Below are 9193 nucleotides of genomic sequence, written 5' to 3' on the forward strand. Positions count from 1 at the left end.
TCCCCATCGGACAAAATTCGTCCGATGGGGACCCCTCATGACACTCGGGAGCGGGAAGTTCAGCTGTCCCAGGTGAAGATCGGGTCGCCCGCCTCGACGTCAACGCCGGTGAGCAGTCCCGAAAGCACCTCGGCCTTCGCGTCCAGCGCCACCACGGGCACGATCGGCGAATAACCGGCTGCCGCGACGGCGTCCGGATCCCAGCCGACGACCGGCTGCCCCGCGCGGACGGCCTCGCCCTTGACGACGTGCAGGGTGAAGCCTTCGCCCTTTTGCTTGACCGTGTCAATCCCGAGGTGGACCAGCACCGCGTGACCGTCTTCGGCGGCCACCACGAAGGCGTGCGGGTGCAGGGTGACGATCGTCCCGTCGACCGGCGCGACCGCGTCCTGGCGTCCGCCCGACGGCAGGACCGCGAGACCCGGGCCGACCATCGATTCGGCGAAGACCGGATCGGGCACTTCGGTCATAGCGGTCGTCTTACCGCTTACCGGGCTCAGGATCGCCAGGCTCACAACAGGTCCTCGATGTCACTGGCGATCGTGTCGGCCTCCGGCCCCACGATCACCTGGACACCGGCTCCCATGCGCACGACGCCCATCGCGCCGGCGGCCTTCAGTGCCGGCTCGTCGAGCAGGCTCATGTCTTCGAGCTCACAGCGCAGCCGCGTGATGCACCCCTCCACCTCGATGACGTTCTCGGCACCGCCGAGCCCAGCGAGGATCTTTTCCGCCCTGTCATCCGCCATCGCGGTCTCCCTGTTCCCTGTCGGTTTCCCACATGCGAACCAGCTGTACTACGCCGTTCGCCGACTCGCATCCGATCCCTGGCCACGAACGCGTAACGGTGGTTGACACCCGCTCGTGCGACGGAGCATCCTGCCCCATCGGATCATTGGTCTAGACCGGAACGTACCAATCTTCCGGAACAGATGCGAGTACGGGTTCCCCAGCCGACCGGCCCGAAAGGACGGTGACCGTCATGAGCGCTCCGGCGCAGCAGCCGCCGTCCGACCGTGTGATCAACGGACCGACGCCCAAGCACGCCCAGCTGCGGGAGATTCTGCGCCGCACAGTGGAGCGTGAGCTACCCCCTGGCTCACCGATTCCCTCGGAACGTGACCTCGCCGAGACCTATCAGGTGTCGAGGCTCACGGTACGGTCGGCGATCGGCAAGCTGGTCGAAGAAGGACTTTTGTCGCGCGTGCGCGGCAAGGGGACGTTCACCGCCGCGAGGCGGATGGAATTGCAGCTCTACTTGATGTCCTTCAGCGAGGACATGCGCCGTCGCGGGATGACCCCGACCACGGAGGTCGTCAAGACCGCCACCGAGGTCCCGCCCGCCCCCTCGGCGCACGCTCTCGGACTGACCGCCGGAACTCCGGCACACCGGCTGGTGCGGCTCCGCCGTGCCGACGGGGTGCCGCTCGCGGTCGAACGCGGCTGGTACCACGCGGGCCGGATGCCCGGCCTGCTCGACCTCGATCTCACCCGATCGTTGTACGTCCAACTCGCCCAGTCGTATGACCTTCGCCCGGATCACGCGTGGCAGACGGTCTGGGCCGAATCCGCGGACCGCGAAACGGCACGCCTGCTCGGCATGCGCGCCGGCAGTCCACTCCTTGTCTTCCGCCGGGTCTCCAGCGTCAACGGGGAACCGATCGAAGACATGACTTCCTGGTACCGGGGCGATCACTACCAGGTCACCATGCAGCTGGACCGGAACACCCCGGATTCCGGTCACCATCCTCACTATGGAGGTACTCGATGAGCTCCACCACCGCGGAGGGGGCGAAGAGCAAGGGCAAGGGACTGGCCGGGCTTCAGCGCTTCGGCCGCAGCCTCATGCTCCCCATCGCCGCTCTTCCCGCCGCCGCACTCCTCAACAGGTTCGGTCAGCCCGACCTGCTCGGCGAGAAAGGGCTCGGCTGGACGAAAGTGGCCGAGGTTCTCGGTGCGGCAGGCAACTCGCTGTTCAACTGGCTGCCGCTCCTGTTCGCGGTGGGTATCGCCGTCGGCTTCGCCCGGAAGAGTGACGGCGCGACCGCGCTGGCCGCCGTGGTCGGCTTCTTCGTGTTCACCAGCGTCCTCCAGGTCTTCGCACCGTTCTCCGAGCTGCCGGGCTGGAATCCCGAGAAGCCCGCGGGCCTGATGCTCAACCCGATGAAGTGGCCCTACAGTGTGCTGGCCGGTGTGATCGTCGGCCTGGTCACCGCCTTGCTGTGGCAGAAGTTCTACCGCATCAAGCTGCCGCCGTACCTGGCCTTCTTCGGCGGCCGCCGGTTCGTGCCGATCGTCACCGCCCTGACGCTGATGATCCTCGCGGTGCCCTTCGGTCTGGTCTTCCACTGGGTCAACGAAGGCATTCAGGCCGCGGGAGAGGCGGTCACCGGCGCCCCTGTCGTCGGTGGCGGTATCTACGGTGTGCTGAACCGATTGCTGATCCCGGTCGGTCTGCACCAGCTGCTGAACGTGCCGGTGTGGTTCATCTTCGACGGTGGTGACCTCACCAAGTTCTTCGAGGGCGACCCCACCCGCGGCGCCTTCATGACCGGGTTCTTCCCGATCTTCATGTTCGCCATCCCCGCCGCGGCGCTGGCGATCTGGCAGAGCGCGAAGCCCAGCCAGAAGAAGATCGTCGGCGGCGTGATGATCGCCGGCGCGCTGACTTCGTTCCTGACCGGTATCACCGAGCCGATCGAGTTCTCGTTCATGTTCGTCGCGTGGCCGCTGTACGTGATCCACGCGGTCCTGACCGGTACGTCGATGGCACTGGTGAACGCGCTCGACATCCACCTCGGCTTCGGCTTCTCCGCCGGTGCGATCGACTTCGCGCTCAACAGCGGTCTCCCGGCGGCGAGCAGCAACGTCTGGCTGCTCATCCCGATCGGCCTGGCCTACGGGGTCATCTACTACGTGATCTTCCGTTTTGTGATCAAGAAGTGGAACCTGCGGACCCCCGGCCGTGAGGACGACGCGATCGAGGCCGATCTCGAAGCCACCGCGGCCAAACCCGTCAAGTAGTTTCAGCTCCAAGAAAACCGAAGGCACGAAAGGGAAAGAACATGCCGGAGAAACGAGTCACCGTGGCCAGCAAGGTGGGCCTGCACGCCAGGCCCGCCGCACTGGTCGCCAAGGCGGCCGCGGCGCAGCCCGTCGCGGTGACCATCGCCAAGGTGGACGGCGACCCGGTCGCGGCCGGCAGTGTGCTGAACCTGATGACACTCGCCGCCGGTTTCGGCGACGAAGTCATCATCAGTGCCGAGGGTGACGGCGCCGAAGCCGCCGTCGACGCCATCGCCGAGCTGGTGGCGACCGACCTCGACGCCTGATCCCACCCACTGCGAAGCCCGGGCCGCCCCGAACGGCCCGGGCTTCGTAGGGTGTGGGCATGGAAAGCGTGCGCGAGATCGAACAGTGGCCGGTGGACAACGCCGCCACGGCCGTGGTGACCGCCGCCGGTGACGTGCTGGGCACGCACGGCGACACGGCGAAGGTGTACAAGCTGGCGTCGGTGACGAAGCCGCTGACGGCCTACGCCGCGCTGATCGCCATCGAAGAGGGCGTCGTCGAACTGGACACCCCCGCCGGTCCGGAGGGCTCTACGATCCGGCATCTGCTCTCGCACACCTCGGGTCTGGCCTTCAACGAGCACAAGCCGATGGCCGCGCCCGGCAACCGGCGCCTGTACTCCAACGCCGGATTCGAACAACTCGCCGACGCGCTCACCGAGCATTCCGGCATCCCCTTCGCCGACTACCAGGCGGAGGCGCTTTTCCAGCCGCTGGGCATGAAAGCGACCAAACTGACCGGCTCACCGGCGTCCGGCGCCGAGTCCACTGTGGACGATCTGGTCGCCTTCGCCGCGGAACTCCAGGCCCCGAAGCTCATCGCCGCCGAAACCGTCCGCGACGCGACGTCCGTCGTCTTCCCCGGCCTTTCCGGTGTCCTGCCCGGTTTCGGCCACCAGAAGCCGAACGACTGGGGCCTCGGCTTCGAGATCCGCGACCACAAGAGCCCACATTGGACCGGTTCGTCGAGTTCGCCGCGGACCTTCGGCCACTTCGGGCAGTCCGGCACGTTCCTGTGGGTCGATCCGGACGCCGGTGCCGCCTGCGTCGCGCTCGCCGATCGCGCGTTCGGCCCGTGGGCGGCCGAAGTATGGCCGCCCTACACCGACACCGTCCTCGCCGAACTGCGCGGGCTCACTCCATGACCCGCAGCGGCGCACCCGCCTGGAAGGCCGCGATGTCCTCGACCGCGTCGCGGTAGAAGATCTCGTACGCCTCACGAGTGACGTAGCCGATGTGCGGCGTCAGCACGACGTTGTCCAGCGTGCGCAGCGGGTGGTTCGAAGGCAGCGGCTCAACGTCGAAGACATCGAGTGCCGCGACCGCGATCTCCTTGCGGCGCAAGGAATCCACCAAAGCGACCTCGTCCACGATCGGACCACGCGAGGTGTTGACGAGTATCGCCGTCGGCTTCATCGCGGCGAGTTCGGGCGCGCCGACCAGGCCGCGGCTGCGGTCACCGAGCACCAGGTGGACCGACAGCACGTCCGAACGGGCGAACAGCTCCTCCTTGGACACCGCCGTCACGCCGTGGGGGTCCGCCTTTTCCTGGGTCAGGTTTTGGCTCCAGGCAATGGTCTCCATGCCGAACGCCTTGCCGATACCGGCCGCACCGGCGCCGAGCCTGCCGAGTCCGAGCAGGCCGAGGGTCTTGCCGTGCAGGATCGTGCCGACGGTGGTCTGCCAGCCGCCGTCGCTCATGTTCCGGAACTCCGTCGGCAGGTTCCGGGCGGCGGCCAGGATCAGTGCCCACGTGTGCTCGGCCGCGGGTGCGCCGAGATACCCGGTGGCGGAGACGACCACGCCGTTGCGCCGGGCCGCAGGCACGTCGATCGCCGCGTTGCGTTTGCCGGTGCTCACCAGCAGCTTGAGTTCCGGCAGCCGATCGAGCACTTCGGCGGGGAAGCGGGTGCGTTCACGCATCGCGACCAGGACGTCGAAGCCACGCAGGCGGGCCACCACGTCGGTGGCGTCCACGAACGGGTGCGTGAACACTTCGATCTCGGCGTCGAGGGCGTCCCAGTCCCCGTACTCGAGTGCGACATTCTGGTAGTCGTCGAGAATCGCGATCTTCATGGTGCCCAGGCTAGGGTCGGGCCCGGAACCGTGCCCAAGGAGGCCGCTGTGATCCTCGAATTCCGGACCTACCGGCTCAAGCCCGGATCGAGTGAGGATTTCCTCCGCGTCATGCGTGAGGATTCCCTCCCCCTGCTGGAAACTGCGGGATTGCGTGTCATCGATTACGGTCGTTCCCTGGTCGCCGAAGACGGTCAAGAAGAGGCCTATCTGATCCGCGCGTTCGACTCGCTGGAGGAGCACGAGCGCCAGGAACGCGAGTTCTACAGCTGCGAGGCCTGGCTGAAGGGCCCACGCGAGGCGATCGTTTCGCGGATCGAGAGCTACCACACGATCGTCATCGAGACCTCCGAAGCGGCGGTCGAAGCACTCAGACGGCGGTAATCGGCAAGGGGGAGGAAACAGTGGACGAGGGCAAGGTTCTGGCCTGGACCGAGGCGGAGCGGCTGAGTGTGGCGGATCTGCTCGAAGGTCTCGACGAGAAAGACTGGACCGCGGCCACCCTGTGCCCGAAGTGGACCGTCCACGAAATGGCCGCCCACCTGGCACTTTCTCCTCGCACCGGACTCAAGGACACCATCATCGGCGCCATCAAGGCGAAGGGTGATTGGGACCGGATGACCGCCGATCAGGCCATCGGTCACGCCACCCGGTTCGAGCCGGCCGAACTCATCGCCCAGATCCGGGAGGACGCGGGTTCGGACCACCGCTCCCCCGGTGCCAAGCCGATCGACCCGCTCGCCGACGTCCTCATCCACGGCCAGGACATCGCCCGCCCGCTGGGCCTCATCCGGCCCATGCCCGAGGAGCAGGCGATCGCGTCGCTGGAGCACATCCTCGCCAGCCCGTTCTGGGGTGCGCGCAAACGGTGCAAGGGCGTGAAGATGATCGCCACCGACGCCGGCTGGACCGGTGGCGAGGGCCCCGACGAGGTGCGGGGGCCGCTCGCCGACCTGCTCATGGCCGCGACCGGGCGGGGCACCGGCCTCGCCGCGCTCACCGGTCCGGGCAGGACGCGGATCGGCGCCCACTGCACTCCGCCGGTAGCGGTCTGAGACCTACCAGCGCGGCACGTACACGTCGACCCGCACCAGATGGTGGTCCGAGGCGTCGTTGAGCCGTGCCAGCGGTGAATCAGGCAGCGGCCAGAAGACCTCGACGCGGGTCGGGAAGAGGCCCTTCGACGGCAGGACGTAGTCGATCCGCAGATTCCCCGGCGCGTTGTCGTTGAAGTCGCCGGTGTCGAAGAACGGGTCGCCCTTCTGCCCGATGTTGGCGCCGCCCTGGTCCTGAGCCGCCCGTACGCCGCCTTCGCTGCCCGGGCGCGTCTCGACGACGCGAGGCGCGTTCAGCAGCCGCGAGATCGCACCGGGGACGCTGTCGCCGTCGAGCGGGTCGGAGTTGTGGTCACCCGCGATGACGAACTTCTCGTGCGCGCCCAGCCCGCCGCGGTGGCCGCGGTCGTCGTGGATGTAGCGGCCCTTGCCCGGCGTGACGTAGTCCGCCCAGAAGCGGATCTCGTCGTTGTTGCGGGTGCCGTTGCGGTCCTCGGGGCCGTCGAAGGTGGGCGGCGTCGGGTGCGCCGTCAGGAAGTGCACGGTGGAGCGGCCGACGCGGACGGGGACGTCCCAGTGCGACTTCGACGAAAGCCGCAGCACGTCGAGCGCCTGCGGCGAGTACCAGTCCTTCGGCGCCGGAGTGGCCGGGTCGTCCGGGAGCAGCGCGCCCGGCATGTCCTTCCAGAGGAACTTCTGGAACGTGCGCACGCTCGTGGTGTCGATCGGATACTTCGAGAGCACGAGCATGCCGTACTGGCCCTCGAAGAGGCCGAAGCCGTGGGCGTCGTTGCCGCCGCCGACCTTGCCGTCGCGGTCGAGGTCGAACCCGGTGGTGACGCCGGTGTTCGACGGCGCGGTGAAGGCGTACGGGTAGTCGATCGGCGCGGCGCCGTTCTGGCCGCGCTTCAGGTAGTTCTCGCGGAACAGATTCGCCGCGCGGTTCTCCGGCACGTAGTCGAACTCGTTGATCAGCAGCACATCCGGCCGGTTGCGCTGGATCACCTCGGCGACCTCGTCCGCCTGGGCGTTGCCCGGCCGCGACAGGTCGGTCACGAGCTGGCCCGCGGCCCCACGGTTCAGCGAAGCGTTGTACGTCGCGAAGCGGACGTTCTGCCCGATCGTGGCTTCCGCCGGCGTCGCGGCCAGCAGCGTCCCGCCCAGCAGGGCTCCCGATGTGAGCACGGCGGCGATGCGTTTCACGGTCTTACCTCCCGGAGTCGGTGCGACCTTACGCATCCCGGGCGGCCGCACAGGTGAGTTTCAGGTGAACAGCACCTCTTGAACACGTTCAAAATCTGGGCTACGGTACTTCTTGAACACGTTCAAAAGGAGGGTTCCATGCAACCTGTAGTCGTGGCCTACGCGCTCTACCTGGCCATCACCGTCCCCTTGACCGTCCTGGTCGCCCGCACGCTGAGCAAGCACGGCAAGACGTTCTTGGAGGACGTCTTCCAGGACAAGCAGGCACTGGCGCATTCGGTCAACCAACTGCTCGTCGTCGGCTTTTACCTGGTCAGCCTGGGTTTCGTGACCCTGTTCCTGACCAGCAACGACACCGTTCTCGACGCGCGAGACGTCTTCGAGATGCTGTCGGTGAAGGTCGGCACCGTGGCGCTCGTGCTCGGCGTGATGCACGTCGGGAACGTGCTGGTGTTCAACGGGATCCGGCGCAAGCACCTGAGCAACGCCATCCCGCGGCCCGCGCCGACGCCGCCGTCCTACCCCGGCTACCCGGCGCCCGCTCCGCACCCCGCGCCCTGACCGGATAACGTGCAGCGGTGGCGAAGAGTGAGGAAACCAGGTCGCTGATCGTGGCGACCGCGATGCGGTTGTTCGCAGAGAACGGCTACGACCGCACGACCATGCGGGCCATCGCCGCCGAAGCCGGGGTGTCGGTCGGGAACGCCTACTATTACTTCGCCTCGAAAGACCAGCTGATCCAGGGTTTCTACGACGAGATCGCCAAAGTGCACCTAACGACGTCGCGCCAGGCGATCGAAAGTGAGCGGGACTTCAGCGCGCGGCTCAAAACGGTCCTGCTCACCTGGCTAGACGTCGCCGAGCCGTACCACCGGTTCGGCACCCAGTTCTTCGTCAACGCCGCCGACCCGGACTCGCCACTGAGCCCCTTCAGCGACGAATCGACACCCGCGCGGGACGCCTCGATCGGCCTGATGCGCGACGTCATCGCCGACTCCGACGCCAAACTCGACCCGGACCTGCGCGACGACCTGCCCGACCTGCTGTGGCTCTACCAGATGGGCGTCGTGCTGTTCTGGGTCCACGACCGGTCACGCGGGCAGAAGCGCAGCCGGGTACTGGTGGAGCGGACGGTGCCGCTGATCGCGCGGCTGGTGGGGCTTTCGCGGCTGCGGGTGCTGCGGCCGGTGAGCCGGGAGATCGTCTCGCTGATCCGGGACCTTTCGAAGCGGGACGACTCCGCCTGAGCCTCAGGTGGTCGTGAGTGTTTTGGGTCGTTAGAACGCAATGCCACTTAGCTTATATTGAATATGAAAACCAATTCCAAGCCGTCGGCCGTCTGACCAGGGCAACCACTCTAAGGCGGGGCGATCACGAGACCCTGACCGACTGTCATCGCCCATAAGAAACCGCAGGTCAAGAGGTTGATCAACTTAAGCTAAGTGGCATTGCGTTAGAACGACCCAAAACACTCACGACCACCTGGACCGGCCGCTCACCGCGCCTGGCAGTCCGTGAAGGGCTCCTTGCCCCGGTTCGGCCGGGGAAACTCGCCCTTGAAGTACATGAAGGCCCCCTTCCTTGCGCTAGGCGCAAGGAAGGGGGCCTTCATGTACTTCCGGAAGGCAGTGCGGCGGCGGTACCGAACTGGTCGCCACCCCCCTCGGGAGTCCGCGTGAAGGCCCCCTTCCCTCGGCTGAGCCGAGGGAAGGGGGCCTTCACGCGGGACGCGCCGGGGGGGGGGGGGGGGTGGGTATATCACAACGCGTAACACCAGGACCCCCACCAA

The 9193-nt window shown here is 67.0% G+C and carries 11 protein-coding genes and 1 pseudogene; 8 read left to right on the forward strand and 4 right to left on the reverse strand.

The window, feature by feature from the left end; all coding sequences use genetic code 11:
- Nucleotides 1–59 precede the first annotated feature (59 nt).
- Both AB0M65_RS38510 and AB0M65_RS38515 read right to left on the reverse strand, forming a co-directional pair.
- Entirely contained in the window at nt 60–515 is a 456-nt protein-coding gene (locus tag AB0M65_RS38510) for a PTS glucose transporter subunit IIA (protein ID WP_364039755.1), read from the reverse strand.
- Nucleotides 512–757: pseudogene (locus AB0M65_RS38515) on the reverse strand (PTS glucose/sucrose transporter subunit IIB); the annotation flags it as partial. The pseudogene AB0M65_RS38515 and the gene AB0M65_RS38510, both read right to left, overlap by 4 nt.
- Before the next feature lie 224 nt (nt 758–981).
- Between AB0M65_RS38515 and AB0M65_RS38520 the strand changes: the two are divergent.
- The 4 genes from AB0M65_RS38520 to AB0M65_RS38535 are packed head-to-tail and all read left to right on the forward strand — an operon-like array spanning nt 982 to nt 4215.
- Nucleotides 982–1770: a GntR family transcriptional regulator gene (locus tag AB0M65_RS38520; protein ID WP_364039758.1), complete on the forward strand. Its 789-nt coding sequence runs from the start codon at nt 982–984 to the stop codon at nt 1768–1770.
- Nucleotides 1767–3023 (forward strand): PTS transporter subunit EIIC, encoded by a 1257-nt coding sequence (locus AB0M65_RS38525; RefSeq protein WP_364039761.1) that lies wholly within the window; start codon nt 1767–1769, stop codon nt 3021–3023. Before AB0M65_RS38520 ends, AB0M65_RS38525 begins: the two co-directional genes overlap by 4 nt.
- 41 nt (nt 3024–3064) lie before the next feature.
- Nucleotides 3065–3331, forward strand: coding sequence for an HPr family phosphocarrier protein (locus AB0M65_RS38530; protein WP_364039764.1), 267 nt, complete (start codon nt 3065–3067; stop codon nt 3329–3331).
- Between the two features lie 59 nt (nt 3332–3390).
- Nucleotides 3391–4215, forward strand: a complete 825-nt coding sequence (locus tag AB0M65_RS38535) for a serine hydrolase domain-containing protein (RefSeq protein WP_364039767.1) — start codon at nt 3391–3393, stop codon at nt 4213–4215.
- On the opposite strand, the gene AB0M65_RS38540 is transcribed toward AB0M65_RS38535, so the two are convergent.
- Complete coding sequence (locus AB0M65_RS38540) at nt 4205–5146, reverse strand: D-2-hydroxyacid dehydrogenase family protein (RefSeq protein ID WP_364039770.1); 942 nt, start codon at nt 5144–5146, stop codon at nt 4205–4207. The two genes, AB0M65_RS38535 and AB0M65_RS38540, sit on opposite strands and share 11 nt — an antisense overlap.
- Nucleotides 5147–5194: 48 nt before the next feature.
- Between AB0M65_RS38540 and AB0M65_RS38545 the strand changes: the two genes are divergently transcribed.
- On the forward strand, nt 5195–5530 hold the full coding sequence (locus AB0M65_RS38545; RefSeq protein WP_364039773.1) for an NIPSNAP family protein: 336 nt from the start codon (nt 5195–5197) through the stop codon (nt 5528–5530).
- Nucleotides 5531–5550: 20 nt separating this feature from the next.
- On the forward strand, nt 5551–6201 hold the full coding sequence (locus AB0M65_RS38550; RefSeq protein WP_364039776.1) for a maleylpyruvate isomerase family mycothiol-dependent enzyme: 651 nt from the start codon (nt 5551–5553) through the stop codon (nt 6199–6201).
- Nucleotides 6202–6204: 3 nt separating this feature from the next.
- Here AB0M65_RS38550 and AB0M65_RS38555 read toward each other — a convergent pair whose 3' ends face one another.
- On the reverse strand, nt 6205–7404 hold the full coding sequence (locus AB0M65_RS38555) for an endonuclease/exonuclease/phosphatase family protein (protein ID WP_364039779.1): 1200 nt from the start codon (nt 7402–7404) through the stop codon (nt 6205–6207).
- A gap of 138 nt (nt 7405–7542) precedes the next feature.
- Between AB0M65_RS38555 and AB0M65_RS38560 the strand changes: the two genes are divergently transcribed.
- Nucleotides 7543–7965, forward strand: coding sequence for a hypothetical protein (locus tag AB0M65_RS38560; RefSeq protein WP_364039782.1), 423 nt, complete (start codon nt 7543–7545; stop codon nt 7963–7965).
- 17 nt (nt 7966–7982) lie between these two features.
- A complete protein-coding gene (locus AB0M65_RS38565) occupies nt 7983–8651 on the forward strand; it encodes a TetR family transcriptional regulator (RefSeq protein ID WP_364039785.1) in 669 nt (222 codons plus the stop codon).
- The last annotated feature ends 542 nt before the right edge of the window (nt 8652–9193 follow it).

Origin of the sequence: Amycolatopsis sp. NPDC051071 (assembly GCF_040682875.1) — a bacterium.
Classification (GTDB): domain Bacteria; phylum Actinomycetota; class Actinomycetes; order Mycobacteriales; family Pseudonocardiaceae; genus Amycolatopsis.

Bases quoted from the DNA above. Each gene is read 5' to 3' on its own strand.
- AB0M65_RS38520 (WP_364039758.1), top strand. From the start codon at position 982: ATGAGCGCTCCGGCGCAGCAGCCGCCGTCCGACCGTGTGATCAACGGA.
- AB0M65_RS38525 (WP_364039761.1), top strand. From the start codon at position 1,767: ATGAGCTCCACCACCGCGGAGGGGGCGAAGAGCAAGGGCAAGGGACTG.
- AB0M65_RS38530 (WP_364039764.1), top strand. From the start codon at position 3,065: ATGCCGGAGAAACGAGTCACCGTGGCCAGCAAGGTGGGCCTGCACGCC.
- AB0M65_RS38535 (WP_364039767.1), top strand. From the start codon at position 3,391: ATGGAAAGCGTGCGCGAGATCGAACAGTGGCCGGTGGACAACGCCGCC.
- AB0M65_RS38540 (WP_364039770.1), bottom strand. From the start codon at position 5,146: ATGAAGATCGCGATTCTCGACGACTACCAGAATGTCGCACTCGAGTAC.
- AB0M65_RS38560 (WP_364039782.1), top strand. From the start codon at position 7,543: ATGCAACCTGTAGTCGTGGCCTACGCGCTCTACCTGGCCATCACCGTC.